Raw genomic sequence first — 24,986 nt, 5'->3', positions numbered from 1 at the left:
CTCTTTGACCAGGGGAGGGAAAGATGACTGTGCCATCCGAGGATCTGGCGAAGAGCCGCCAAACGATCGACGCCTATGAGGACTATGCCGAACGCTACGACGCTCTGGTGCGGCACGTTCCGAACCAAAGAGAACAGAAATGGCTGAAGCGCCTGGTGAAGATCGCCGGCAAAGGCGGCCGCATACTGGAAGTCGGCTCGGGACCCGGATACGACGCGGACTTCGTCGAAGGGCTCGGTGTCCAGGTTCGGCGCACAGACGCAACGAAGCGGTTTCTCGAGTTGCAGGCCGCACGCGGCAAGCATGGTGAGTTTCTCGATCTCATCACCGACGATCTCGGCGGCCCCTACGACGCGGTGCTCGCATTGTGCGTCCTGATCCACGTGCCGCGCGAGCAGGCCGACCAGGTGCTTGCCAAGATTGCCGGGTCGCTGCGGCCGGGCGGCGCCTTCCTCGTCTCGATGCGCATTGGCGATGGCGAGAAGAGCGGCGAATATCATACGGTCTACTGGCGCAGGGACGACTTCGCGGCCCGCCTTGAAAACGCCGGGCTGGTTCTTGTCGGAGACGAATTCAACGTCGGCCGCGATCGCGAAGAGTGGACCACCTTTCTGGCTGTGAGGCCGTCATGACGCGCCGCGGACTGTTTTTGTTCGTGCTGCTCAGCCTCCTGTGGGGCATTCCCTATTTGTTGATCAAGCTGGCGGTTGCCGAGGTGTCGGTGCCCTTCCTGGTCTTTGCCCGAACAGCCGTCGGCGCCCTGGCGCTGCTGCCCTTCGTCCTTGTCCAGCGCAGTTTCGGATGGCTGAAGACACATTGGCGGGCGGTCGCCGCATTCTGTCTGGTCGAGATGATCCTGCCATGGGGGCTGATCACCCATGGCGAAGTCAGCATCGACAGTTCCACCGCGGGACTGCTGATTGCCATGACGCCGGCCGTAACCGTCGCGCTCTCAAAGCTGATGGGCTCGGATGAGCGGCTGGGGATACGCCGCTGGACTGGCCTTTTCCTCGGTTTTGCCGGTGTCTTCGTGCTGGCGCTGCCGACCTTGGGTGGCGGATTTCTCGCGGTCGTCGAGATTCTCATGGCCGCGGCCTGCTATGCCTCGGGTTCGATCATCGCGTCGCGCTGGCTGAACGATGTGCCGGCTACCTCGCTGACGGCAGTCTGTCTGGCAGGGGCCGCGCTGATCTACGCCGTGCCGGCGGCGTTGGCCTGGCCGGCGGCCATGCCGTCGACAACGGTGGTTGGCGCAATCCTCGGTCTTGGCGTGTTTTGCACGGCGATTGCCTTCGCCACCTACTTCCTGCTGGTGCGGGAGATCGGCCCCGAACGGGCGGTCGTCATAACCTATGTGGCGCCCGCCGTCTCCGTGGCAGCCGGCGTGCTCGTCCTTTCAGAGCCGCTCGATATCGGCATTGTCGCGGCCTTCGCGCTCATCCTGTGCGGATCATATCTCGGCACGTGGCGCGCTCCGCCAGAACCGTCCGTGTCCGCGACCTCGGCAAGTTGACCCGCGGCCGCCAGCCGCCGTCAGAAATAAGGGCGCAGGTTCTCGCGAATGCGGTCCAGCACCGTCTTTCCCGATCTATCAGCGGTGAAGGTCTTGCCGGTGATGGTCTCAAAGGCCTGCGTATAGACACGCGACGTCTGCTCGATGAGTTCGGCGGGGATTTTCGGAATACGGTCCTTGTAGGGATCGCAGCGCGCGGTTACCCAGGCGCGAATAAAGTCCTTGTCGAAGCTTTGCGGCCGCTCGCCTGCCTTGAAGCGCTCCTCATAGCTTGCCGCAAGCCAGTAGCGGCTGCTATCGGGCGTATGGATTTCATCGGCAAGGACGATGGCGCCATCCTTGTCCGTGCCGAACTCGTATTTGGTGTCGACCAGGATCAGGCCGCGCTTGGCGGCCAACGCCTTGCCGCGCGCAAACAGCGCCAGCGCATAGCGCGAGACGGTGTCCCATTGCTCTTCCGACAGCAGGCCGCGCGTCAGGATCTCGTCGCGCGTCAAGGGCTCGTCATGGCCGCCATCGAGCGCCTTGCTGGTCGGCGTGATGATGGCCTGCGGCAGCTTCTCATTGTCGCGCAGTCCGTCCGGCAGGCGGATGCCGTACATATCGCGTTCGCCGTTCTTGTATTTCGTCAGCACCGAAGTGCTGGTGGTGCCGGCGAGATAGTCGCGAACGACGATTTCCACCGGCAGAATGTCGAGCCTGGTGCCGACGACGACATTGGGGTCGGGATAATCGAGCACATGGTTTTGGCAGATGTCCGCCGTTTCCTCGAACCAGTAGCGCGCCGTCTGCGTCAGCAGCTCTCCCTTGAGCGGTATTGCGGTCAGGATCACATCGAAGGCGCTCAGCCGGTCGGTGGCGATGATGATGCGGCGGCCATCCGGCAGATCGTAATTCTCGCGGACCTTGCCTTTGTAGTGGTTCGGGAGTTCCGGAATGAAGGCATCCGAGAGAACGCGCAGTGCTGTCATCCTGGTCTCGTGGCTCCTAACAGTTTGGGCGACTCTTAACAAAGTTGGCGGGGCTTCGATACCCGAGGAAGGGCGGTTCGTCCTTTGCGAATAATCAAGACATTGCCTTCGCCGTGCTATCTATTTGCAGCTTCCTGCACTCCTGGGGGACGCGGTGGACGTAGAGCTCAAATTTCTGATTGTCGGATTTGCCTGCGCGATCGCGGGTGGTCTGTCGTTCATCACCTTCGTCAAATGGCGCGAGGTGCAGGCGATGAGCCACTGGCTGCCGGCGCCGGGCAAGATCATCTCGTCGCGCGTCGAGGCGCGTGAAGTCAGAAGGTCGGGCGTCGGCTCGGACAGCAGCGACACCACCGAGATGCGCAATTTTCCGGCGATCACCTTCGAATACAAGGTCGGTAAAAAGAAATATCAAAGCTCGCGCTACAGCGTGAAGGAGAATCTGGGGAATTTCGAAGTCACCGAAACCCTGGCGCAGTTTCCCACCGGCGCTGAAGTGACCGTCTTCTACAATCCGGCCGATCCGGGCAAGGCCGTGATCGAACGCACCCTGCCGGACGGCGCCTTCAAGTTCATGGTCAAGCTCTCGGCCTGGCTGGTGATCGGCACGGTGGTGTTGGTGTTTTCGCTCGGTGGCGTGCTGGAGGCGATCCGGCCGCACCTGCCCAAGCCGCAGAACCTCGGCGCCGGAGCGCTGCTGCTGTTCATGGGCCTGATGATCCTGCGCATGGCCTTCGTCCAGAAGTCGCTTGCCGAGCAGGCGGCAAAATGGCCGGTCGCGCCCGGCCGCATCGATTCCTCCGGTCTGCAGGCGCTACGAAACTACAGCGGCCACCGACGCTGGAGCACCGTTTTCAAATCCCGCATCGTGTACAGCTACGGCGTCGCAGGCCAGCACTACACCTCAGACCGCGTCACCTTCGGCGCCACGGTCACCGCTTCAATGCCCGGCCTCGTCAGCAGCCAGGCGCGCAGCTATGCCGAGGGCGGCAAGGTCGACGTGCATTACGACCCGGCCAACCCCGCCTCGGCAGTGCTCGAATGCAGGGTGCGCGGGCTTTGGCTGCTGTGGGTCTGTTCGGCCGCGTTTCTGGGCGGCGCGGCGTGGCTGGTCGGTTTTATCTGAGGCGCCCACTTTCATGACAAGACATCCAATGATCGTCCGCAGGCTGGCTGTCGTTTCCCTGGCTCTGCTCGGCGCCGTGCAGGCAGCGAGCGCAAAAGAATGTCTGCTCAGCCATGCCACCTACCGCGAGCCGCGTTCGGGCGCGGTGATGCAATTCCGGCCGCTGAACAATGAGCCGGCGGCACTGGCGGCCGAAGTGTTTTCGGTGACCGTGCCCAACACCGACACGCGCTTGCCGGCCGACATCACCTGGACCAATGGCAAAAATTCGCTTCCGCTCGGCACCATCCACCACGCCTGCACCGACGACGACCGCGAAGCGGGGCTGGAGGATGGCAGCGGGATGTGCCGGATATGGATGGGCCAGGTCTATGCCTTGACCGGAGGCGGAGCCGAGCAGCTGAATTCACGCGAAGCGACACCGGCGCCGAAAGGGCTGTTGCTGCCCGATTTCGGCGCGGGCTTCACCGAATTTGCCGATTTCGCCAATGCCAATCCGGACGGCTCGGCCTGGGATGCCTTCACATTGACAGGATGCAGCGATGAATAGCGCCATGAGACCGATTGTCTGGATTTGCGTGCTGTTTGCCGCCGCGGCGATATCAGCCGCTGCATATGCGGACGAGCCGTCGCCGTCGCGCCCGCCGATCGACAAATGCGTCTGGGAAAAAATGGCCGACAAGACGGTTGGGCTGGCCGCTTGGGCGCAGCGCTGCGATTTCGGCTTCCGCCAGATCCATTTCGAGTTCGCCGGCAATGCGCTCGCCATCAAATACAGCGATGGCGGCGCGCCCGATCCACTGGTCGAGGTATTCGATATTAAGGCAGGCGAAACCGCCGAGCCTGCGGTGCTGCGCCTGCTATTGGACAAGACCGACAAATCAGTCAGCGCCCGCTGCGTGCTGGTACCCTACACCGAAGGCACCGTGCCCGCCGGCGTCAAACGCTACACATTCAGCCCTGATGCTGCCTATGCCAAAGAGCTGAAAGCGGTGGTGAGTGATGACGTTCCCGAACCACCCTGCGGCGACTGGGGCGAAATGCCCGACGGCATCCAGTACTTCGAGGTACCGGCGGGTGAGGGGCGGAGGGTGCTGTTCGTTCGGGCGGGGCAGGACGAGCCGCTGTTCGACGATCAAACGCTGCGGGTGCCGGGATAGGATGTTGTCCTGAAGGGCTACCGCTTATGCCTCTACGTATTCCGCGAGACTGATTCCTTTGGGCACCTCCAGCCCATCGGCACGCAAGCCCTCGATGTGAAAGCGTATAGCGTCGCGAATTTCGATTTCTACTTCTGGCACGGTAGCACCAGTTGCGATGCAGCCGGGTAGGTCCGGCACATAGGCAGAGAAATTGTTGCCTGCTTTTTCAATCACCACCGCGTAACGCATATAGTCACTCCTTCAAACCGGACTGCTTGAGGATGCTGTTCAGTGTTCCTGGCGCAACCTCTTCAGACGGTTTGCCGGCCACGGTGACGCGGCCGGCTTTGGTTTTGTGCTTATATTGGCGATGGCTGCCCTTGGTTGCAACCAGATACCAACCGTCGGTCTCCAGCAGGCGAATGACTTCGCGGACTGTAAGCCGAGGCGGCATGAGTTCTCAGCTGCACCCGCTCGTCGATCCACAAGTATCGCACTTCTCGCAGGTTCCGTTCCGCACCATGGTGAAGTTGTGGCATTCCGAGCATTCGTTGCCGGTGTAGCCTTGCATCAAGGATTGCTGACGCCGCGTGGAGGCAAGCGCCTTTGCCTCGGCCGCTTCTTTCGCTGCTTCGTCGGTGAACAAACCGGTGGGGTCGGCTGCCTCCTCGGAAACAATATCTTCGACCAATTCCTTGGCTCGCTCCTCATAGTCGCGCTTGTAGGCGATGGCTTCGTCGCTTGCTGGTTTAAGCGCCAGCACATTGGAGCCTGAGAACGCAGTTGGGGTGACCCGGGCAGGGGCCGCGGCAGGTGATCCGGCAAAACCCTTGGGTTCGCCACCTAGGCCAGACACCAACTTGACCGGCGAGGCGCCGCGGGTAAGGCCCTTCGAGAACGGCGTCGCCTTGCCTTCGTTGATGCCGCGTCCGAGCGCCGTCTTGTCGAAATCCGACTGGTCGACATGGGCGAGGTCGTGGCGGCCGAGGTAGGACACGGCGAGTTCGCGGAACACGTAGTCGAGGATCGACGTCGCATTCTTGATCGCGTCGTTGCCCTGCACCATGCCGGCCGGCTCGAATTTGGTGAAGGTGAAGGCCTCGACAAATTCCTCGAGCGGCACGCCATATTGCAAGCCAAGCGAGATGGCGATGGCGAAGTTGTTCATCATCGCCCGGAAAGCGGCGCCTTCTTTGTGCATGTCGATGAAGATCTCGCCGATGCGGCCGTCGTCGAATTCGCCCGTGCGCAGGTAGACCTTGTGGCCGCCGACGACTGCCTTCTGGGTGTAGCCCTTGCGGCGATTCGGCAGTTTTTCACGATCGCGGTAGAGGCGTTCGATGACGCGCTCGACGATCTTCTCGGTGACCTGCACGGCACGCTGTGAAGCGGGCGCCGCGATCAACTGCTCGACCGCATCGTCCTCGTCGTCCTCGCTGTCGGCGAGCAGCGACGAATTGAGCGGCTGCGACAGCTTCGAGCCGTCGCGATAGAGCGCGTTGGCCTTCAGCGCCAGCTTCCACGACAGCATGTAGGCGCCCTTGGCGTCTTCCACCGTCGCATCGTTGGGCATGTTGATGGTCTTGGAGATGGCGCCGGAGATGAAAGGCTGTGCCGCCGCCATCATCTGGATGTGGCTGTTGATGGACAGCGAGCGCTTGCCGATCTTGCCGCACGGGCTGGCGCAGTCGAACACCGCGAGATGCTCGGCCTTGAGGAAGGGCGCGCCTTCCAGCGTCATCGCACCGCAGACATGGATGTTGGCGGCTTCGATGTCCTTCCTGGAGAAGCCGAGCGCCGGCAGCATCTCGAACGAGAAGTCGTTGAGCTGCTCGTCGGTGAAGCCGAACGTCTCCTTCACCCAGTCGGCGCCGAGCGTCCACTGGTTGAAGACGAACTTGATGTCGAAGGCCGACTTCAGTGCTGCATTGAGCGCCGCGATCTTGTCGTCGGTGAAGCCCTTCGCCTTGAGCGAGCCGGGGTTGACCGCCGGCGCCTGGTTCATGTTGCCGTGACCGACCGCATAGGCCTCGATCTCGGCGATCTGGCTTTCTGAGTAACCCAGTGTGCGCAGCGCTTCCGGCACGGCGCGGTTGATGATCTTGAAATAGCCGCCGCCGGCAAGCTTCTTGAACTTCACCAGCGCGAAGTCGGGCTCGATGCCGGTGGTATCGCAATCCATGACGAGACCGATCGTGCCGGTCGGCGCAATCACGGTCGCCTGCGCGTTGCGGTAGCCATGCTCCTCGCCGAGTTCGATGGCGCGGTCCCAGGCAGCCTTGGCGTGCGCGGCCAGTTCCTGCTGCTTCAGGTCGGACGCGACCAGCGGCACCGGATTGACGGCGAGCTTCTCGTAGCCCTGCTTTTCGCCATAGGCGGCACGGCGATGGTTGCGCATGACGCGCAGCATGTTCTGCGCATTGCGGTCGTAATCGGCGAAGGCGCCGAGCTCGCCGGCCATCTCGGCCGAGGTGGCATAGGCAGTGCCGGTCATGATGGCGGTGAGCGCTGCGCAGATGGCGCGGCCCTCGTCGGAATCATAGGGGATGCCGGACGTCATCAGCAGGCCGCCAATGTTGGCATAGCCGAGGCCGAGCGTGCGGTATTCGTAGGACTGCTTGGCGATCTCCTTCGACGGGAACTGCGCCATCATCACCGAGATTTCGAGGACGACGGTCCACAGCCGCACCGTGTGCTCATAGGCGGCGATGTCGATCGTGCCGTCGGCATTGCGGTAAGGCAGCAGGTTGATCGAGGCCAGGTTGCAGGCCGTGTCGTCGAGGAACATGTATTCCGAGCACGGGTTGGAGGCCCGGATCGCACCGGCCGAAGCGCAGGTGTGCCAGTCGTTCATCGTCGTGTTGAAATGCAGGCCCGGATCGGCCGAAGCCCAGGCGGCGTAGCCGATCTTTTCCCAGAGGTCGCGTGCCTTCAGCGTCTTCAGCACCTTGCCGTCCTTGCGGGCGGTCAGATGCCAGTCGGCGTCGTCCTCGACGGCGCGCAGGAAGTTGTCCTTCAGCGACACCGAATTGTTGGAGTTCTGGCCGGAAACGGTGAGGTAGGCGTCGGAATCCCAGTCGGTGTCGTAGGTCTTGAACGACATCGCGGTGTAGCCCTGCTTGGCGAACTGGATGACGCGGTAGATGTAGTTCTCCGGCACGGCCGACTTCTTGGCCGCCTTGATCTCGCGCTTCAGCGCGGTGTTGATCGACGGGTCGAAGCAATCGTCATCATGGCCTTCGCAATTGATGCAGGCCTTCATGATCGCTTCGAGATGTTTTTTCACGATCTTGGAGCCGGTGACCAGCGACGCCACCTTCTGCTCTTCATTGACCTTCCAGTCGATGAATTCCTCGATATCGGGATGGTCGGCGTCGACAATGACCATCTTGGCCGCACGACGCGTGGTGCCGCCCGACTTGATTGCGCCCGCCGCGCGGTCGCCGATCTTGAGGAAGCTCATCAGGCCGGACGAACGGCCGCCGCCCGACAGCTTTTCGCCTTCGCCGCGCAGCATGGAGAAATTGGAGCCGGTGCCCGAGCCGTATTTGAACAGGCGCGCTTCGCGCACCCACAGGTCCATGATGCCGCCTTCGTTGACGAGATCGTCCTGCACGCCCTGGATGAAACAGGCATGCGGCTGCGGATGCTCGTAGGAGGACTTCGACTTGGTCAGCTTGCCGGTAAACGGGTCGACATAATAGTGGCCCTGGCTCGGACCATCGATGCCGTAGGCCCAGTGCAGACCGGTGTTGAACCATTGCGGCGAGTTCGGCGCAACGCGCTGGGTGGCGAGCATATAGGCGAGTTCGTCGCGGAAGGCGCTCGCGTCTTCTTCCGACTTGAAGTAGCCGCCCTTGTAGCCCCAATAGGTCCAGGTGCCGGCCAGCCGGTCGAAGACCTGGCGGGCGTCGATTTCGGAACCGTAGCGCTCGGCTTCCGGCAGCTTGGCAAGCTCGGCCTCGTCGGCGACGGAGCGCCACAGGAAGGAGGGGACGTCGTTCTCCTCGACCTTCTTCAGGCGCGCGGGCACGCCGGCCTTGCGGAAATACTTCTGCGCCAGGATGTCGGCGGCAACCTGCGAGAACTGCGCCGGCACATCGATATTGTCCAAGCGGAACACCACCGAGCCGTCCGGATTCTTGATCTCCGAAAGCGCCTTGCGGAATTCGATCTCCGCGTAAGCTGATTGGCCTGGCTTGGTGAAACGACGCTCGATGCGCATTGGTCCGGTCCCTTTTGTCTATATATAGCGCTTTTCCCCGGGGATTTCTGCCCCCAATGCGAAACGCGCATGTCCGCCGTCTGCCGGCGTTCGAAAACACCGGCTCTCCTTGTGGCAGTCTTCGTCGCCTTGCTGGTCGAGCTTCTTACGATGCCGCTGTTCCAACTCTGCGCCGAACCCTGCGGGTCCCTCAAAACTGAATTTTTCCTCGATTCCCTCGACCGAGGGAAATTCACACTATCTAGCGTCGAACCTGCCTGCAAACACTAAATATAGTGTTAACAGACAATTTATTCCAGTCCGACAAATCTCCCTTTTCGCTCCCGAAGCCCCCACGATCCAACGCTTCCGCCAGCCTCGTAAACAGGCGGAAATCATGGCCAAAACGCACAAAATCCGGGAAAATGACCGGGCTCGAAACTCTCCGGTCGCGCCCTCAACAAGAGCACATGGCACATAAAAGGCGACTCGGTTTGCGTCGTCAAGGATTCGTTTGCGTAGCTTTTGTGACCCCAACATCTTGTGTGTCACATATGTGGATAACGGGGACAAAAAGCGGCTGAGGAAAGCCCGATTCTGCCGGCGTGGACCGCTGGTGAGCGGTTCACCCGAGACAGGCCCGGCCGGATTCTGGCTCACAGCCTTTTCATTTTAGCTGGCGTGCATTATGTCTTTGGCGTCGCGCGGGGGCGCGTCTTGTCAATTCCAAGAGCATCCGTTACGCCCCGCCCATGACAGTTACCGTCCGTTTTGCCCCCTCACCAACCGGCCGCATTCATATCGGCAATGCCCGCACCGCCTTGTTCAACTGGCTGTTTGCCATGAACAACAAGGGCCGTTTCATTCAGCGCTTCGACGACACAGACATTGCCCGCTCGAGGCAGGAATTTTCCGACGCCATCCTCTACGACCTGCACTGGCTGGGGATTTTTCCCGACGCCACCGAATACCAGTCGCGGCGCTTCGAAACTTACGACGCGGCGGTGGAGCGGCTGCAGAGAGCCGGCGTTGTCTATCCCTGCTACGAGACCCCCGAAGAACTCGACCTGCGCCGCAAGGTGCGCCGCACGCGCGGCCTGCCGCCGGTCTATGGCCGCGAGGCGCTGGCGCTTTCGCAGCAGCAGATCGCCGAATACCGCTCCGATGGCCGCCGGCCGCACTGGCGCTTTCTGCTGCCGAATTTCACCAGCGATCCGCTGCAGCCCGAACGCACCGAAGTGCACTGGAACGATCTGGTGCGCGGCGAGGAAACCGTCGATCTGGCCTCACTGTCCGATCCGGTGCTGCGGCGCGAGGACGGCACTTATCTCTACACGCTGCCTTCGGTCGTCGACGACATCGAGATGGGGGTCAGTCATGTCATCCGCGGCGACGACCACGTCACCAACACCGGCGTGCAGATCGCGCTGTTCAAGGCATTGGGCGCCGAGCCGCCTGTCTTCGGCCACCACAATCTCTTGACCACGGCCTCGGGCGAGGGCCTGTCGAAGCGCAGCGGTGCGCTGTCGATCGAAAGCCTGCGCGAGGAGGGCATCGAACCGATGGCTGTGGCTTCGCTGGCCGTCCTTGTCGGCACCTCGGAAAATGTCGCAGCGGTGCATGACATGCCGGCACTGGCCGCGCGCTTCGATCCCGCCGCCACGTCGAAATCGGCGGCCAAATTCGACCCGGACGAGCTGTTCGTGCTCAATCGTGCGCTCATGCACCACATGCCGTTTTCCGAGGCGCGGGATCGGCTGATCGTGCTCGGCATCTCCGGCGACAAGGCCGAGCCGTTCTGGCTGGCGGTGCGCGGCAATCTCGACCGGCTGAGCGACGCGGTCGGCTGGTGGCGCATCCTTGCCGACGGCCCGCAGCCCGCGCCGGAATTTTCCGACGAGGATCGCGACTTCCTGCAGCAGGCCTTCGACCTGTTGCCGGAAGAGCCGTGGACCGGTACGGTCTGGAAAGACTGGACGGCCAGGATCAGGGAAGCCAGCGGCCGCAAGGGCAAGGCGCTGTTCATGCCGCTCAGGCTGGCGCTTACCGGACTTGCTTCCGGGCCGGAGCTTGCAGATCTATTGCCGCTGCTGGGTCGGGAAGGAACGCTGGCCCGACGACCCTGACCTTGCGCTGGTCCGGCGGGATCAGCGACACCGGCGACACCACCGGCTTGACGGCAAGGCGCTTGATGGCGGCGCGGTCGAGCCCGCCTTGTACGTTCGCCAGCGTCTCCGGATCCGCGCCCGGATCGGGTTTGGCCGCCGGCACCGGAATGAACGGCGTGGTCTCAATATCGGGCTGAAACTGCTCGGGCGGTGGCGGGTTACCGCCGATGATCTTGAAATTTCCGGCCTGCGCATTGCAGCCACATGCCTGCGGCCGCGACTGGTTGGGTTGTTTGTAGAGATAAGCGGTAGGCAACTCGCTGTAGGGCCTCCCGGTCACCGACGACGTCATGTTGGCCGAATCGTCTTCCATGCCGCGCGAATAGAACACCTGCATTTCGGTGCCGGGGCAGCTCGATTCGCAATTCTTCTGGTCGCGCTCGAAATCGCCGAGCGAAGCCGAGTTCGACATCGGGAAGAAATAGCCGTCGCAGGTGCGCACGCAGCTCGTATGGAACTCGCCGCCGACCGTCGGGAAATCCGGCACGCCGGGCTGATTGAGCACCCGGCGCACATTGCGCTCCTCGCCGGGATCATCGGGCTGATCGAGCGTGTCGATCTGCCGGTTGCCGCCGAAAAGCTGGTCGAACAGATTGCCGTCGTCGGGTTCGCGGCTGGCTTCCTGCAGCGGCTCCCGGCGCGGCGCGGGCTCGTCACGGCAGCCATTGGCGTCGAGCGCGGCCAGGATGCGGCCGCGGTCGCGCCGCGAGCCGCCGCCGGCAAGCTGCGCGCGCTTGGCTTGCAACGCATCGAGATTGGCGTTCATGCGATCGATGCTGCTGTTCAGCGCAGCACATTGGCTGACATTGCGCGAAAACAGCGAAAACCCGCAATTCGCATCGCTCGCACGACCGCGCACCTTTGATAGCTGTTCGAACTGGCGGGAGATGGCCTTGTCATACTTCCGCACCATGCTGGAATTGCCGCCGCCATTCGATGAAGAAGCAAGCTCGGCTTCCAGTTGACGGCAAACGCGGGAGGCTGCCTGCGGTTCAGTGGTGGCGACGGCCGAAAGCACAAGCGCGCCGAGCAGCGCAGCCAGATGCTTCAGCCTCCATCGTCCGCCCGTCATTGCCCGAACCCCGCTTGCCTGCCTGTCTACCGGATTCGCGGTTAACCGTTCCCTCAATCTACAACCAAAGATGGTCTTAGCCCATAGACGCGTTGCAGGAGGCGTTTGGATAGAGCGGCAACTGTGCGATCTCACCGCTGCATGAAAAAGGCGCAATCGCCCCGGAATTATCCCACGATCCAGCAATGCCCCGGGGAGCTGGCATGATCGCGATTACCCGTCGAACCGCGCTGCAGTTCGGTCTGTTGTGCCTGGCGGTGCCCGCCGCCCGGGCGCAGGAAAATCCAGCCGCTCCGGACTGGCGCAGCAAATTGGTCGAAGCCGCGCGTGAGCAGATTGGCGTCACCACCTTCTACGACCCGACCTATGTCCGCCTCGACTATCCCGGCGGCGATGTCGCGCCGGATAGGGGCGTGTGCACGGATGTGATCGTGCGCGCCTATCGCCGCGCCTTCAATCTCGACCTGCAGAAACTGGTGCATGAGGATATGGCCGCCAATTTCGCCGCCTATCCCAAGACCTGGGGCCTGAAAGCGACCGACCGCAACATCGATCACCGACGGGTCGGCAACCTTGCCGCCTTTTTCGGGCGCAAGGGTGCTTCCTTGGCCGTAAGCGAGGATCCTGCCGACTTTCAGCCGGGCGATCTTGTCACCCAGATGCTGCCCGGCAACCTGCCGCACATCGTCATCGTCTCATCCGAACGCTCGGCGGACGTGCCGGGAAGGCCGCTGGTCATCCACAATATCGGGCCGGGCGCTCGGCAAGAGGACACGCTGTTCGCCTTCAGGCAGACCGGGCATTACCGTTTCGCGCCTGGCTGACAGCGTCAGCTGAAATCAACCACCGCCTGCGCCTTGTGCGCCGCCTCGACCACCGCCAGCGCCGTCATGTTGACGACGCCGCGCGAGGTCACCGACGGCGTCAAAATATGCGCCGGCTTGTCGGTGCCAAGCAGGATCGGGCCGACATGCAGCGCATCCATCATCGTGCGCAGCGCGGTCAGCGTGATGTTGGCGGAGTCGAGGTTGGGGAACACCAGGAGATTGGCTTCGCCCTTCAGCCGCGAATGCGGATAGACGCGCTGGCGCAGATGCTCCGACAGGGCTGAATCGGCATGCATCTCGCCGTCGCATTGCAGGTCGGGCGCAACGCGCGCCAGGATCGCCGCCGCCTGCCGCATCTTCAGCGCGCTGGGAGAATCGCGCGAGCCGAAATCCGAATGCGACAGCAGCGCTGCCTTCGGCTCGATGCCGAAGCGCTGGATTTCCTCGGCCGCCAGAATGGTCATTTCGGCGATCTCCTCGGCCGTCGGGTCGACCGAGACATGGGTGTCGGTGAGGAAGATGATGCCGCGCTGCGAGATCAGCATCGACAGCGTCGACAGGTCGCGGTCCTTGACGCCTGCGCGTGGTCCGATGACCAGCGTCACATTGCGCAGATGCCGCTCGAAACGGCCCTCGAGGCCGCAGATCATGGCGTCGGCATCGCCGCGTTTGAGGGCGAGTGCCGCAATCACCGTATTGTCGGTGCGCACCATGGTGCGCGCGGCTTCCGTCGTCACGCCGCGCCGGCCGGCAAGCTCGATCAACAGGTCGACATAATGGCGGTAGCGCGGATCGTCCTCAGGGTTGATCAGGCCGAAATCGACGCCCGGCTTGATACGCAGGCCGTAGCGCTTCAGCCTGACCTCGATGACATGCGGGCGGCCGATCAGGATCGGCTCGGCAATGCCTTCCTCCAGCACCACCTGGGCTGCGCGCAGCACGCGCTCGTCCTCGCCGTCGGCATAGATGACGCGCTTGGCGTTCGAAGCCTTGGCCGACGAAAACACCGGCTTCATCACCAGGCCGGAGCGGAAGACGAAGCGGTTGAGCTGGTCGATATAGGCGGCGAAGTCGGTGATCGGCCGGGTCGCGACGCCGGTGTCGCAGGCAGCCTTGGCCACCGCCGGCGCGATGCGCAGGATCAGGCGGGGATCGAAGGGCGAGGGGATAAGGAAGTCGGGTCCGAAGATCGGCGTCTCGCCGGAATAGGCGCGGGCGGCGACGTCGGATGGTTCCTCGCGGGCAAGGGCAGCAATTGCCCTGACCGCGGCCATCTTCATCTCCTCGTTGATGGCGCTGGCGCCGCAGTCCAGCGCACCGCGGAAGATGTAAGGAAAACAAAGCACGTTGTTGACCTGATTGGGGAAATCGGAACGGCCGGTGCAGATCATCGCGTCGGGACGGGCGGCGCGCGCGACCTCCGGCATGATCTCGGGATTGGGGTTGGCCAGCGCCAGGATCAACGGCTTAGGCGCCATATGATCAAGCAATTCCGGCTTCAGCACGCCGGCGGCCGACAGGCCGAGAAAAACGTCGGCGCCAAGGATCACATCGGCCAGCGTGCGCGCCTCGGTGTCCTTCACATATGGGTCTTTCCAGCGATCCATCTCGTCGGTGCGGCCCTTGTAGGCGACGCCGAAGCGGTCGGTGACCCAGATATTCTCTACCTTGGCGCCAAGCGAGACCAACAGGTTGAGGCAGGCGAGCGCTGCCGCACCGGCGCCTGAGGTGACGATCTTGATGTCGGAAATGGTCTTGCCGGCGAATTCCAGCCCGTTGAGCACGGCGGCGGCGACGATGATGGCGGTGCCATGCTGGTCGTCATGGAAGACGGGAATGCCCATGCGGGCCTTCAACTGCGCCTCGACCTCGAAGCATTCGGGCGCCTTGATGTCCTCGAGATTGATGCCGCCGAAAGTCGGCTCCAGCGCCGAGATCGTCTCGACCATGCGCTCTATGCCCGGCGCGTCGATCTCGATGTCGAAGACGTCGATGCCGGCGAATTTCTTGAACAGCACCGCCTTGCCTTCCATCACCGGCTTGGAGGCGAGCGGGCCGATATTGCCGAGCCCGAGCACGGCCGAGCCGTTGGAGACGACGCCGACCAGATTGGCGCGCGCTGTATAATCGGCCGCGGTTGCCGGATTGTCGCGGATTTCGAGGCAGGGCGCGGCAACACCCGGCGAATAGGCCAGCGCCAGATCGCGCTGGTTGCCGAGCGGCTTGGTTGCCTGAATCTCGAGCTTTCCCGGCCTTGGATGCTTGTGGAAGTAGAGGGCGGCTTCGTCGAGGTCCGAACGTGCCGTTTTCTTGTTCTCGCCTTCCATGCGGCCGCTCCCTCAAACCTGCTTTGCAGCCTTTTAGCACGCAAAAATGGTTTTTCGCGACGCCAAATGACGCAAGGGCGGCTAAAACAACCCGGTCCGGAAAGATCGAACTATTTCAGATGATTGCGCTGAAATCCTGCCGATTATCCATCGAGCCCTTCAGAACGCGCTGACATAGAGGCCGCCATCGACCGGGATGTTCTGGCCGGTGAGATAACCGGCATGGACCGAGCACAGAAAGGCGCAGATCTGGCCGAACTCTTCCGGCGTGCCGAGCCGCTTGGCCGGAACGTCGGCGCTGATGCGGGTCTTGCGCGCTGCGGCCGCTGCCGGGTCTTCCATCGTGCCGGCCTCATGCGGGCCGCGCAGCCGGTCGGTGTCGAGCTTGCCCGGCAGCAGGCTGTTGATGGTGACGTTGCGGTCGATCACCGTTCGTGCCACGCCGGCGAGGAACGAAGTCAGCCCGGCTCGCGCGCCGGACGACAGATCGAGGCCGGGAATCGGGACGTAGACCGACAGCGAGGTGATGTTGACGATGCGGCCGAAGCCGCGCTTGGCCATGCCGTCGATCACGGCCTGCACCAGTTCGATCGGCGTCACCATGTTCTGCGTCACGCCTTCGAGGATCTTTGCGCGGTCGAGTTCGCGGAAATCGCGCAAGGGCGGGCCGCCATTGTTGTTGACCAGGATATCCGGGTCGGGGCAGGCGGCAAGGAGCGCGTTCTGCACGTCGGGTTTCGAGACGTTGCCGACGATCTCGGTCACCTTCACGCCGTAGCGTTCGCGCAGTTCGGCTGCGGTTTTTGCCAGCAGCTCGGCATTGCGGCCGTTGACGACGAGATCGCAGCCGGCCTCGGCCAGCGCCATGGCGCAGCCGCGGCCCAGCCCTTTGCTCGATGCGCAGACGATGGCCTTCTTGCCCTTGATGCCCAGATCCATGACGATTTTCTCCTGTGAATGGCGCGGCACGCTAGCCCTTTGGCTGGCCCAATCGCAACCGTCATACGGTTGTTGCATGAATCGGGGCATAGCCTGCGCGAAAGCAACGGTGACGATCTGATGTCCGGTACAGAAACCCGCACTTTCCGCAGCATGTTCATATCCGACCTGCATCTCGGATCGAAGGCGGCCAAGGCCGAGTTCCTGATCGATTTCCTGCGGTATCACGACGCCGATATCATCTATCTCGTCGGAGACATCGTCGACGGCTGGCGTCTGCGGCGCAGCTGGCATTGGCCGCAGAGCCACAATGACGTCGTCCAGAAACTGCTGCGCAAGGCGCGCAAGGGCACCTCGATCACCTATATCGCCGGCAATCACGACGAATTCGCGCGCCAGTTCCAAGGCGTGCATTTCGGCGGCATCGTCGTTGCCGACCGCGCCATCCACGAAACCGCCGATGGCAGGCGCCTGCTGGTCATCCATGGCGACCAGTTCGACACCGTCGTCCACAATGCACGCTGGCTGGCCTATCTCGGCGATTACGCCTATGACGCGGCGATGCTGGTCAACCGCGCGGTGACGAGGCTGCGCCACCTGCTTGGGCTTCCCTACTGGTCGTTCTCGTCCTGGGCCAAGGTCAAGGTCAAGAAGGCGGTCAACTTCATCGGCTCGTTCCAGACCGTGCTGACCGAGGAGGCCCGCCGCTCGCACGTTGACGGCGTCATCTGCGGCCACATCCATCACGCCGCGATCGAGACTTATGAGGATGTGCAGTACATCAACACCGGCGACTGGGTGGAGAGCTGCACGGCGGTGGTCGAACATTTCGACGGCAAGATGGAGATCATCCACTGGGCGCTGGTGCTGCCCGAAGCACCGGACGAGCCGTTCATCCCGCTGCTCATCGAAGACAGGGTCGTCGAAGCGGCATAACCCTCCTGTTAATCGACTGGTCCAGGCAGTTTCGGACCGCTTTCGCGCATGTTAAGGGATCGATCTGCGTTGCAGCCCTTTGTGCAGCGTAATTGGATCGATTCATGTCGCTGCCGCCGCTCTCGCCCAAACAACTCGTCAAGCCGCGCCATTTCGAACTGCGCATGAGCCTGATCTTCGCGACATTATTCATGTCCCTGGGAACGCATGTGCCTTATTTCCCGCTGTGGCTGCATGCCCAGGGTTTCCACGCCGAGCAGATCGCCATCATCCTGGCGGCGCCGATGTTCCTGCGCGTGGTGACGACGCCGCTGCTGACCGCGCTGGCCGACCGGGCGAAGGACAGGGCCGATGTCTATATTGCGCTGGTGGCCGCGACGATGGTGCTTTCCGCCGGCTATTTCCTCACTCCCACCTATGCGGCGGTGCTTGCCGTATCGCTGGCGCTGACGGTGGTGTGGACGCCGCATTCGCCGATCGCCGATTCGCTCGCGCTGTCGGGTGTGCGCCGCTTCGGCTCGAACTACACCGCGATGCGCAAATGGGGCTCGATATCCTATCTCTGCGCCAATGTCGCAGGCGGCTTTATCCTCGCCTGGACGAGCCCGCAGGCCGTGCCGGTAATCATCTTTGCGGCATTGTCTGCCGCGCTCGTCGCCGGATTGCTGGCGCCGCGGCTTGGCCGCCCGCGCCGCGCTTCGCCGCTATCTGCCGCCGACATCCAGCATCAGGCGCCGAGCCTTCTCAATCCGTATTTCCTGTATTTCACCCTCGGCGTCGGCATCATCACCGCCAGCCATGCCTTCCTTTACGGCTTTGTCTCCATCTACTGGAAATCGGTCGGCATCAGCGATTCCGTCGTTGGCCTGCTGTGGGCCTGGGGCGTAGTGGCCGAGGTCTGCATGTTCGTGTTTTTCAACCGTATTTTTGCCTCCGTCTCAGTCGTCAAGGTGATGCTGATCGCCGGCGTCGGCTCCATCCTGCGCTGGATCGCCTTTCCGTTGATCTTGCCACTCGGGCTTGGCGTCGCCGGCTTCTTCGGCGTCCAGACCCTGCATTCGGTGTCGGTGGCGATGGTGTTGATCGGCCTGCAGAAGATGATCGGCGAAACGGTTTCGGAAGAACGCACGGGTGCGGCGCAAGGCATTGCCTATTTCTTCAACGGCTTCTTCATGGCGGCGGTGACGCTGGCGTCCGGCCCGCTTTATGAGCGCTACGGCGTCGACGGCTTCCTGGCGATGATTCCGATCGCCATCGTCGGCCTGGCGCTGATCGGGCTCGCCGCGCGTTCAGCCCCACAGCATCCTGTCAGGCGGTGACACCAGCGACCCCTGGTACACGAGGCCGGGCTGGCGGTCGCGGGCAAGCAGCAGCGGACCGTCGAGGTCGACGAAGTCGGCGCCTTGCGCCAAAAGCACTGCCGGCGCCATCGCCAGCGACGTGCCGACCATGCAGCCGACCATCACGCCGAATCCCAGCTCCCGGGCGCGGTTGCGAAGGGTAAGGGCGGCGGTCAGGCCGCCGGATTTGTCGAGCTTGATGTTGACGGCGTCATAGAGGCCGACAAGAGCTTCGAGGTCCTTCGCCTCGTGGACGCTTTCGTCTGCGCAGATCGGCACCGGATGCGCGATGTGGCGCAGGATGGCATCATGGCCGGCGGGAAGCGGCTGTTCGATCAGGGCTATGCCATGTTCGGCGGCGAAAGCGAGATTCTCGATGATGTTGGCATCGGTCCAGCCTTCATTGGCGTCGAGGATGATGCGGCTGTCGGGCGCCGCTTCGGTCACGGCGCGGATGCGGGCCATGTCGTTGTCGCCGCCAATCTTGACCTTGAGCAGCGGCCGCCCGGCATTGGCGCGGGCTTGCGCCGCCATTGCCTCCGGCTCGCCCAGCGACAGCGTGTAGGCCGTCTCCAGCGCCGACAAGGGCACAACGTGGATGGCGTTCGCGACCGCAACGCCGCTGATCTTGGCCTCCAGGTCCCACAAGGCGCAATCGATGGCGTTGCGGGCAGCACCCGCCGGCATCGCATCGAGCAGTTCCTTGCGGCTGATGCCGCCTTCTATCTGCCGGCGCATGGCCTCGGTGGCGTCGCGCACCCCCTCCATGGTCTCGCCATAGCGCTTGTAGGGGACGCATTCGCCCCATCCGCGATTGTCCCCATCGCTGATCGTGCAGGTAATGACTTCGGCTTCGGTCTTCGACCCGCGCGAGATGGTGAAGGTGCCGGCAATGGGAAAACGCTCGGCCTCAACCGAAATGACACGCGCCATAATTTTCTGCTCCGGCTATGCGACAACGCGTCGTCGGCAAATCGACAGGTACGACCCGTCAGGCTAAACAGGACGCCATGTTGACCATCGGCAAACGCGACGCAAGCGGCAACGCCGCCAAGGAGGCCGACCACCAGCCCCGCGTTGCGGTCGGCGAGGAGGGCGGCGTCCTCGGCTGCGCTTTCTCCGGCATCTGGACGACGACGACAGTGGCGCTGATCGACGCCGAGATGCGCAAGATCGAGCAGCGCAAAGGCTTCCAGACGCTCGCTTTGGATCTTTCCCACATCGAGAAGATGGACACCGCCGGCGCCTGGCTGATCGATCGCCTGGTCAGTGTCTTCGAAAAGAAGGGTGTCGAGATCAAGATGCAGGGGCAAAGCGATGTCGCCTCGATCCTGCTCGGCGCCGTTGGCGAAGCTGTCCGGCGCGAGCCCGAATCGCGCGGCGTCCGGCGCCCCAACATCATCCTCCGCGGGCTGGAGGCGGTCGGCCGCCGCATCTATGAGATGCGCGACGATTTCCTCGCCTCGATGAACATCCTTGGCGCCACCATCGGCGGCGCCCAGATGAAGCTCGGGCGCGGCCATGCCATCAACCCTGCGGCGATCTTCAACCAGATCGATCGCATGGGGGTCGGCGCCATCCCCGTGGTGGTGCTGATGTCGGCGATCGTCGGCGCCATCGTCGCCCAGCAGGGCGCCTACCAGCTCAACTATTTCGGCGCCAACATTTTCGTTGTCGATCTGGTCGGCGTGCTGATCCTGCGCGAGCTCGGCGTGCTGATGACCGCCATCATGATCGCCGGCCGTTCCGGCAGCGCCATCACCGCCGAGATAGGCTCGATGAAGATGCGCGAGGAGGTCGATGCGCTGAAGGTCATCGGCCTCAACCCGATCGGCGTGCTGGTGTTTCCGCGCCTGGTGGCGCTGGTGATCGCGCTGCCCTGTCTCACCATCGTCGCCAATTTTGCCGCCCTTGGCGGCGGCATCCTCGCCGCCTGGCTTTATTCCGGTATTGCGCCGACGGCCTTCATCGACCGGCTGCGCGGGGCAATCGATATCAGCACCATCTTCGCCGGGCTGATCAAGGCGCCGTTCATGGCCATAATCATCGGCACCATTGCTTCCGTAGAAGGCATGAAGGTCGGCGGCAGCGCCGAATCGCTAGGGCTGCACGTCACCGCCTCGGTGGTGAAGTCGATCTTCGTCGTCATCATCCTCGATGGCCTTTTCGCCATCTTCTACGCGTCGATCGAGTTCTGACATGATGCGCAGAAACTCAAAGGCGACCAAGGCTGTGCAGGGAATGGAAGAAGACGATATCGTGCTGTCGGTGCGCGATATCACCGTTTCCCTGGACGACAAGCTGATCCTCGACAAACTGGCGCTCGACATCAAGCGCGGCGAAATCCTCGGTTTCGTCGGCGCCTCGGGCGCCGGCAAATCGGTGCTGCTGCGCACGATTCTCGGCCTGCTGCACAAGCAGTCCGGCACGATCAAGCTGTTTGGCCTCGACCTCGAAAAGGCCAGCGACATCGAACGGTTGCGCATCGATATGCGGCTTGGCGTGCTTTTCCAGCACGGCGCCCTGTTTTCGGCGTTGACCGTGCAGGAAAACGTGCAGGTGCCGATGCGCGAATATCTCGATCTGCCGAAGAAACTGATGGACGAGCTGGCCTTGCTCAAGATCGAACTGGTCGGCCTGCCGCCGGACGCCGCGCAAAAATTTCCCTCGGAGCTTTCGGGCGGCATGATCAAGCGCGCCGCCCTGGCGCGGGCGCTGGCGCTCGACCCCGACATCGTCTTCCTCGACGAGCCGACTTCCGGCCTCGACCCGATCAGCGCGTCCGAATTCGACGAACTGGTGGTCAAGCTGCGCGATACGATGGATCTGACGGTCTATATGGTGACGCACGATCTCGACACGCTGTTTACCGCTTGCGACCGCGTGGCGGTGCTCGGCAACAAGAAAATCCTGGTCGAAGGCACGATCGACGACATGCTGAAAAGCGAAGAACCGTGGGTCAAATCCTATTTCCGCGGAAAACGCGCTCGGCAACTTGATCTTGCCGCGCGCGCATAGACATAAGTGGGGCAATGGAAACCAGAGCCAACTACGTAATTGTCGGCATTTTCACCCTGGCTGCAATCCTGGCGGCGTTCGGGTTCGTCTATTGGACCGCCCAGATCGGTGATCGCGGCGAGACGGCGGAGCTGCGCGTGCGCATTCAGGGTTCGGCCTCCGGCCTCGGCCCCGGCAGTCTGGTGCTGTTCAACGGCGTCAAGGTCGGGGTGGTCAAGCGCGTCTATTTCGACCGCAATGACCCCAATGCCGCCATTGCTACGACCGAGATCGACCAGACAACGCCGCTCACCAAATCGACGCAGGCCGATATCGGCATCGCCAGCCTTGCCGGCCAGGTCAACATCGAATTGAAGGGCGCCGATCCCAAGGAACCGAACCTGCTGGAAGAGGCGGCAAAGGAAGGCAGGACGGCCGAGATCATCGCCAATCCGTCAGCGGTCACCAACCTGCTGCAGACGGCGCAGAACATCTTCACCCGCGCCGACAAGGTGCTTTCCGACCTAGAAGGGTTCACCAGGGATGTGCGCGGGCCGCTGACCCAGACCGTCAAGAACGCCCAGACATTTTCCGATGCGCTGGCCAGGAATGCCGACGGCATCGACAAGTTCCTGACCGCCGTCAGCGCGCTGTCGGACGAGTTGAAGGGTGTTTCCGGCAAGCTCGACGGCACACTGAAGGCTGCCGAAGGCCTGCTCAATGCCGTCGACAAGGACAAGATCAAGAGCATCGTCGCCAATGTGGACGCCGTCACCGCCAATCTGAAGGAGACCAGCGGACAGCTCGACGGCGTGATCAAGAACGTCGATACCGCGGTCGGCTCGGTCAACGATTTCGCCAAGCGCACGCAAGGCACGCTGGCAAAGGTCGACAATGTGCTCGACGGCATCGATCCGGCACAAGTACGCGTGGCGCTCGCCAACATCCAGAAGGCCAGCGAAAACGCCAACAAGGCCGCCGCCGACATCGCCAAGGTGACCGACAAGTTCGCCGACCGGGCCGACGACATCGACGAGACGATCAAGGACGCCAAACAGCTTGCGTCGCGCCTCAACGATGCCTCGGTGCGCGTCGACGGCATCCTGAAAAGGGTCGATACGCTGCTCGGTTCGGGCCAGGCCGACGGCGTCATGGCCGATGCCAGGGACACGCTGAAGTCGTTCAAGCAGGTCGCCGACACGCTGAACGCCCGGCTTGGCACGATCACCGACAATATTGCGCGCTTCTCGGGCCAGGGCCTGTCGAATGTCGAGGCGCTGGTCCAGGACAGCCGGCGTTCGATCAGCCGCATCGAAGAGGCGGTGACCGATCTCAGCCGCAACCCGCAGCGCATCCTGTCGGGCGGCGACGGCGAGGTCCGGCAGTTCGATGGCAGGGCACGGCGTTGACTTCCGTGCCCGCCCGCAGCAATTACATGGACCGCGGATGCGGATTCATCATACGATCCGGGGACAGTGGGGATCACGCGTGACGTTCGGGTTGGGTGGGTATAGATCGGCAGTCGTTTTGCTTGGCTTGACGCTGGCTGGTTGCGCGGCATTGGGAGGCAAGCCGGCGCCGCTCGATACGTTCGAGCTGTCCGCCCCGTCGATCGACGCCCATGGCCACAGCCGCCGCCAGATCCTGATCGCCCAGCCCTCCGCGCTCAAGGCGCTGGACAGCCAGAACATCGTCATCAAGCCGTCAGATCGCTCGATCCAGTATCTCAAGGGCGCGCAATGGGCCGACCGGCTGCCGCTGATCGTGCAGGCGAGGCTCGCCGAAACCTTCCAGCGCTCCGGAAGCTTTGCCGGCGTCGGCAAGCCGGGCGAGGGGCTGGCGATCGACTACCAGGTGATCGTCGAGATCCGCTCCTTCGAAGTCCGCGTCAATGGTGGCGAGCATGCCGAGGTCAATCTCTTCGTGCGCATCCTGAACGACCGCAACGGCGAGGTGCGCGCCTCGAAGAGCTTCACCGCATCCGCTCCCGTCTCGGGCAGCGGCAATCCGGCCTATGTCAGCGCGCTCGACAGCGCCTTCGGCGAGGCGGCGAAGGATATCGTGAGCTGGACGGACTCGGTGATCTGAGCGAACCCGGCGAGGCGCTTGAGACCCAGGAACCTTAGCCGCCTGCCAGACGGTTGGTGACCAGTTCTGCCTTCATCCAGTGGGTTTCACTCTGGACATGTCCTGCCCGTACATATTTGCCCATGCGAATGGGCATGTCTGCCTCAGCAAATGCTTCGGCAACCCTAGCCACAAAGCCTTCTTGCTTGGCCTTATCCAGGGACGCAGCCAGATTATCGAAGAGGTTGGGGCTGAAAGGCCCACGATAGAGCGTGGGAACAGGAGTGATGCCCAGTTCCTCAAACCGGGCCAGGGTCAAATCCCACGGTTGAATCTCGGTCCCGATGATCCATGCAAAGCCAAGAAAAAATGACGGCAGCGCATCATACGCAGCCGAATGTCGGGCATAGAGGTTCTCGCCGACAATCCGTTCATCGTCAGCAAGTTGCGGTGAAACATTTGCTGCAAATGCCTTCAGCCAGTCTCGGGATGGATGATAACGGCTATCGGGACTGCGCGCGTGAGAGCCATCGCGATGAAGGGTTGTGTTCTCTCCATCCATCTTCTCGGTGACCACAAGATCAGCCACCCTTAGTCCTTCAAGCGACGCCATGACCTTGTCGTCGCTGGTGGCTCCGACCGATATCGGCAGATGAAAGGTGCGACCGTATTTCCTCATGCTGGAGGCATAGCTTGCAGCCCATCGCGCCAGCAAGGGCAGCCTGAGTTCTTTGCGCTCGTCATTGTTCGATCCATGACAAACGAAAAAGGCGGGAAATTTCCCGCCTTTTTCATTTTGATGCAGCAATCGTAGCTAGTGCAAACGGCCGCTCGCATGGGCCAGCATGGTGTAGACCTTGCCGGTGTCCGACGTCAGGTAGGTCTGCGCCATGATGTTGTCGCGGTCGTTGCGCGAGACGTCCTTGAGCAGCTTCTCGAAATCGTCGCAGTAGCGGTCGACAGCGGCGCGGAACTCCGCCTCTGCCTGATATTTGCGGCGGATTTCATCGAAGGTTTGCTGGCCCTTGAGCGTGTAGAGGCGGCGCGTGAACACGTCACGCTCGCCGCGCCGGTAGCGGTTCCACAGCTCGATAGAGGCGTCGTGGTCGATCGCCCGGGCGATATCGACCGAGAGCGAGTTGAGCGACTCCATGACATGCAGCGGCGAGCGCTGGGCGGGAGTTGCGCGCGGTGCTTCCGCGGGCGCTGCCGGCCTGGCGACTTCCTCCTCGCGCGATGCCCCGGTCAGGAGATCGCGCACCCACCCGCCTTGCGGCGTGCGGGCGTTGGCGTCGCGCTGGCGCGGTGCTTCGGCAGGGCGTTCGATATCGAGCGTGCCACGCAGGCCGCCGAGCGG

General features: G+C 62.7%; 23 protein-coding genes. 13 read left to right on the top strand and 10 right to left on the bottom strand.

The window, feature by feature from the left end; genetic code table 11:
* The first annotated feature begins 23 nt into the window (after positions 1 to 23).
* Both X730_RS153570 and X730_RS153575 read left to right on the top strand, forming a co-directional pair.
* Positions 24 to 632, top strand: coding sequence for a class I SAM-dependent methyltransferase (locus X730_RS153570; protein ID WP_023826153.1), 609 nt, complete (start codon positions 24 to 26; stop codon positions 630 to 632).
* Positions 629 to 1,513 (top strand): DMT family transporter, encoded by an 885-nt coding sequence (locus tag X730_RS153575; protein WP_023697600.1) that lies wholly within the window; start codon positions 629 to 631, stop codon positions 1,511 to 1,513. The genes X730_RS153570 and X730_RS153575 overlap by 4 nt, the downstream gene beginning before the upstream one ends.
* Positions 1,514 to 1,533: 20 nt before the next feature.
* Here X730_RS153575 and X730_RS153580 read toward each other — a convergent pair whose 3' ends face one another.
* Positions 1,534 to 2,475, bottom strand: a complete 942-nt coding sequence (locus tag X730_RS153580) for a phosphoribosylaminoimidazolesuccinocarboxamide synthase (RefSeq protein ID WP_023826152.1) — start codon at positions 2,473 to 2,475, stop codon at positions 1,534 to 1,536.
* 163 nt (positions 2,476 to 2,638) lie between these two features.
* Here X730_RS153580 and X730_RS153585 point away from each other — a divergent pair, with 163 nt between their 5' ends.
* From X730_RS153585 to X730_RS153595, 3 genes are read left to right on the top strand one after another with little or no spacing between them, the layout of a single operon-like run.
* Positions 2,639 to 3,610, top strand: coding sequence for a DUF3592 domain-containing protein (locus X730_RS153585; RefSeq protein WP_023826151.1), 972 nt, complete (start codon positions 2,639 to 2,641; stop codon positions 3,608 to 3,610).
* 13 nt (positions 3,611 to 3,623) lie between these two features.
* Positions 3,624 to 4,160, top strand: coding sequence for a hypothetical protein (locus tag X730_RS153590; RefSeq protein ID WP_245261341.1), 537 nt, complete (start codon positions 3,624 to 3,626; stop codon positions 4,158 to 4,160).
* Positions 4,161 to 4,164: 4 nt separating this feature from the next.
* Positions 4,165 to 4,770: a hypothetical protein gene (locus tag X730_RS153595; protein ID WP_245261340.1), complete on the top strand. Its 606-nt coding sequence runs from the start codon at positions 4,165 to 4,167 to the stop codon at positions 4,768 to 4,770.
* A gap of 24 nt (positions 4,771 to 4,794) precedes the next feature.
* Here X730_RS153595 and X730_RS153600 read toward each other — a convergent pair whose 3' ends face one another.
* From X730_RS153600 to X730_RS153610, 3 genes are read right to left on the bottom strand one after another with little or no spacing between them, the layout of a single operon-like run.
* Positions 4,795 to 5,001: a type II toxin-antitoxin system HicB family antitoxin gene (locus X730_RS153600; RefSeq protein ID WP_023669048.1), complete on the bottom strand. Its 207-nt coding sequence runs from the start codon at positions 4,999 to 5,001 to the stop codon at positions 4,795 to 4,797.
* A gap of 4 nt (positions 5,002 to 5,005) precedes the next feature.
* Entirely contained in the window at positions 5,006 to 5,206 is a 201-nt protein-coding gene (locus X730_RS153605) for a type II toxin-antitoxin system HicA family toxin (RefSeq protein ID WP_023669047.1), read from the bottom strand.
* Between the two features lie 6 nt (positions 5,207 to 5,212).
* Positions 5,213 to 8,977: a vitamin B12-dependent ribonucleotide reductase gene (locus X730_RS153610; protein ID WP_023711452.1), complete on the bottom strand. Its 3,765-nt coding sequence runs from the start codon at positions 8,975 to 8,977 to the stop codon at positions 5,213 to 5,215.
* 731 nt (positions 8,978 to 9,708) lie between these two features.
* On the opposite strand from X730_RS153610, the gene gltX reads away from it, so the two are divergent.
* Entirely contained in the window at positions 9,709 to 11,082 is a 1,374-nt protein-coding gene (gltX, locus tag X730_RS153620; RefSeq protein WP_023684934.1) for a glutamate--tRNA ligase, read from the top strand.
* Here the strand turns inward: gltX and X730_RS153625 are convergent.
* Positions 11,000 to 12,196, bottom strand: coding sequence for a DUF2865 domain-containing protein (locus tag X730_RS153625; protein WP_023711450.1), 1,197 nt, complete (start codon positions 12,194 to 12,196; stop codon positions 11,000 to 11,002). The genes gltX and X730_RS153625 overlap by 83 nt on opposite strands.
* A 203-nt stretch (positions 12,197 to 12,399) precedes the next feature.
* Here X730_RS153625 and X730_RS153630 point away from each other — a divergent pair, with 203 nt between their 5' ends.
* A complete protein-coding gene (locus X730_RS153630) occupies positions 12,400 to 13,020 on the top strand; it encodes a DUF1287 domain-containing protein (RefSeq protein WP_050588101.1) in 621 nt (206 codons plus the stop codon).
* Positions 13,021 to 13,025: 5 nt separating this feature from the next.
* Here X730_RS153630 and X730_RS153635 read toward each other — a convergent pair whose 3' ends face one another.
* Together X730_RS153635 and X730_RS153640 are read right to left on the bottom strand one after the other, a co-directional pair.
* Positions 13,026 to 15,350 (bottom strand): NADP-dependent malic enzyme, encoded by a 2,325-nt coding sequence (locus X730_RS153635; RefSeq protein ID WP_023826147.1) that lies wholly within the window; start codon positions 15,348 to 15,350, stop codon positions 13,026 to 13,028.
* Between the two features lie 159 nt (positions 15,351 to 15,509).
* Entirely contained in the window at positions 15,510 to 16,289 is a 780-nt protein-coding gene (locus X730_RS153640) for an SDR family oxidoreductase (RefSeq protein WP_023826146.1), read from the bottom strand.
* Between the two features lie 120 nt (positions 16,290 to 16,409).
* On the opposite strand from X730_RS153640, the gene X730_RS153645 reads away from it, so the two are divergent.
* Positions 16,410 to 17,225 (top strand): UDP-2,3-diacylglucosamine diphosphatase, encoded by an 816-nt coding sequence (locus X730_RS153645; RefSeq protein WP_023715971.1) that lies wholly within the window; start codon positions 16,410 to 16,412, stop codon positions 17,223 to 17,225.
* Positions 17,226 to 17,329: 104 nt separating this feature from the next.
* A complete protein-coding gene (locus X730_RS153650) occupies positions 17,330 to 18,544 on the top strand; it encodes an MFS transporter (protein ID WP_023826145.1) in 1,215 nt (404 codons plus the stop codon).
* Here X730_RS153650 and dgcA read toward each other — a convergent pair.
* Positions 18,515 to 19,498 carry an N-acetyl-D-Glu racemase DgcA gene (gene dgcA, locus X730_RS153655; protein ID WP_023826144.1) on the bottom strand — a complete coding sequence of 328 codons (984 nt, stop codon included), beginning with the start codon at positions 19,496 to 19,498 and terminating at the stop codon, positions 18,515 to 18,517. The genes X730_RS153650 and dgcA overlap by 30 nt on opposite strands.
* Before the next feature lie 77 nt (positions 19,499 to 19,575).
* Here dgcA and X730_RS153660 point away from each other — a divergent pair, with 77 nt between their 5' ends.
* The 4 genes from X730_RS153660 to X730_RS153675 are packed head-to-tail and all read left to right on the top strand — an operon-like array spanning position 19,576 to position 23,650.
* Positions 19,576 to 20,763, top strand: coding sequence for an ABC transporter permease (locus tag X730_RS153660; protein WP_023826143.1), 1,188 nt, complete (start codon positions 19,576 to 19,578; stop codon positions 20,761 to 20,763).
* Between the two features lie 4 nt (positions 20,764 to 20,767).
* A complete protein-coding gene (locus X730_RS153665; RefSeq protein ID WP_196814821.1) occupies positions 20,768 to 21,583 on the top strand; it encodes an ABC transporter ATP-binding protein in 816 nt (271 codons plus the stop codon).
* A gap of 14 nt (positions 21,584 to 21,597) precedes the next feature.
* Entirely contained in the window at positions 21,598 to 22,971 is a 1,374-nt protein-coding gene (locus tag X730_RS153670) for an MlaD family protein (protein ID WP_023715969.1), read from the top strand.
* Positions 22,952 to 23,650 (top strand): ABC-type transport auxiliary lipoprotein family protein, encoded by a 699-nt coding sequence (locus X730_RS153675; protein ID WP_023819462.1) that lies wholly within the window; start codon positions 22,952 to 22,954, stop codon positions 23,648 to 23,650. The genes X730_RS153670 and X730_RS153675 overlap by 20 nt, the downstream gene beginning before the upstream one ends.
* Positions 23,651 to 23,684: 34 nt before the next feature.
* Here X730_RS153675 and X730_RS153680 read toward each other — a convergent pair whose 3' ends face one another.
* Together X730_RS153680 and X730_RS01000000164370 are read right to left on the bottom strand one after the other, a co-directional pair.
* Positions 23,685 to 24,437 carry an RNA ligase family protein gene (locus X730_RS153680; RefSeq protein ID WP_245261339.1) on the bottom strand — a complete coding sequence of 251 codons (753 nt, stop codon included), beginning with the start codon at positions 24,435 to 24,437 and terminating at the stop codon, positions 23,685 to 23,687.
* A 6-nt stretch (positions 24,438 to 24,443) separates the two neighbouring features.
* Positions 24,444 to 24,986: hypothetical protein (locus X730_RS01000000164370; RefSeq protein ID WP_032909945.1), on the bottom strand; the 543-nt coding region annotated here is incomplete at its 5' end.

The organism is Mesorhizobium sp. L103C131B0, assembly GCF_000502275.1.
GTDB lineage: Bacteria > Pseudomonadota > Alphaproteobacteria > Rhizobiales > Rhizobiaceae > Mesorhizobium.
Note: the sequence above shows the minus strand (reverse complement) of the source record. Positions and strands in the feature narration are given on the sequence as shown.

Bases quoted from the DNA above. Each gene is read 5' to 3' on its own strand.
- X730_RS153570 (WP_023826153.1), top strand. From the start codon at position 24: ATGACTGTGCCATCCGAGGATCTGGCGAAGAGCCGCCAAACGATCGAC.
- X730_RS153575 (WP_023697600.1), top strand. From the start codon at position 629: ATGACGCGCCGCGGACTGTTTTTGTTCGTGCTGCTCAGCCTCCTGTGG.
- X730_RS153590 (WP_245261341.1), top strand. From the start codon at position 3,624: ATGACAAGACATCCAATGATCGTCCGCAGGCTGGCTGTCGTTTCCCTG.
- X730_RS153595 (WP_245261340.1), top strand. From the start codon at position 4,165: ATGAGACCGATTGTCTGGATTTGCGTGCTGTTTGCCGCCGCGGCGATA.
- X730_RS153600 (WP_023669048.1), bottom strand. From the start codon at position 5,001: ATGCGTTACGCGGTGGTGATTGAAAAAGCAGGCAACAATTTCTCTGCC.
- X730_RS153605 (WP_023669047.1), bottom strand. From the start codon at position 5,206: ATGCCGCCTCGGCTTACAGTCCGCGAAGTCATTCGCCTGCTGGAGACC.
- X730_RS153610 (WP_023711452.1), bottom strand. From the start codon at position 8,977: ATGCGCATCGAGCGTCGTTTCACCAAGCCAGGCCAATCAGCTTACGCG.
- gltX (WP_023684934.1), top strand. From the start codon at position 9,709: ATGACAGTTACCGTCCGTTTTGCCCCCTCACCAACCGGCCGCATTCAT.
- X730_RS153625 (WP_023711450.1), bottom strand. From the start codon at position 12,196: ATGACGGGCGGACGATGGAGGCTGAAGCATCTGGCTGCGCTGCTCGGC.
- X730_RS153630 (WP_050588101.1), top strand. From the start codon at position 12,400: ATGATCGCGATTACCCGTCGAACCGCGCTGCAGTTCGGTCTGTTGTGC.
- X730_RS153635 (WP_023826147.1), bottom strand. From the start codon at position 15,350: ATGGAAGGCGAGAACAAGAAAACGGCACGTTCGGACCTCGACGAAGCC.
- X730_RS153640 (WP_023826146.1), bottom strand. From the start codon at position 16,289: ATGGATCTGGGCATCAAGGGCAAGAAGGCCATCGTCTGCGCATCGAGC.
- X730_RS153645 (WP_023715971.1), top strand. From the start codon at position 16,410: ATGTCCGGTACAGAAACCCGCACTTTCCGCAGCATGTTCATATCCGAC.
- X730_RS153650 (WP_023826145.1), top strand. From the start codon at position 17,330: ATGTCGCTGCCGCCGCTCTCGCCCAAACAACTCGTCAAGCCGCGCCAT.
- dgcA (WP_023826144.1), bottom strand. From the start codon at position 19,498: ATGGCGCGTGTCATTTCGGTTGAGGCCGAGCGTTTTCCCATTGCCGGC.
- X730_RS153660 (WP_023826143.1), top strand. From the start codon at position 19,576: ATGTTGACCATCGGCAAACGCGACGCAAGCGGCAACGCCGCCAAGGAG.
- X730_RS153665 (WP_196814821.1), top strand. From the start codon at position 20,768: ATGCGCAGAAACTCAAAGGCGACCAAGGCTGTGCAGGGAATGGAAGAA.
- X730_RS153670 (WP_023715969.1), top strand. From the start codon at position 21,598: ATGGAAACCAGAGCCAACTACGTAATTGTCGGCATTTTCACCCTGGCT.
- X730_RS153675 (WP_023819462.1), top strand. From the start codon at position 22,952: ATGGCAGGGCACGGCGTTGACTTCCGTGCCCGCCCGCAGCAATTACAT.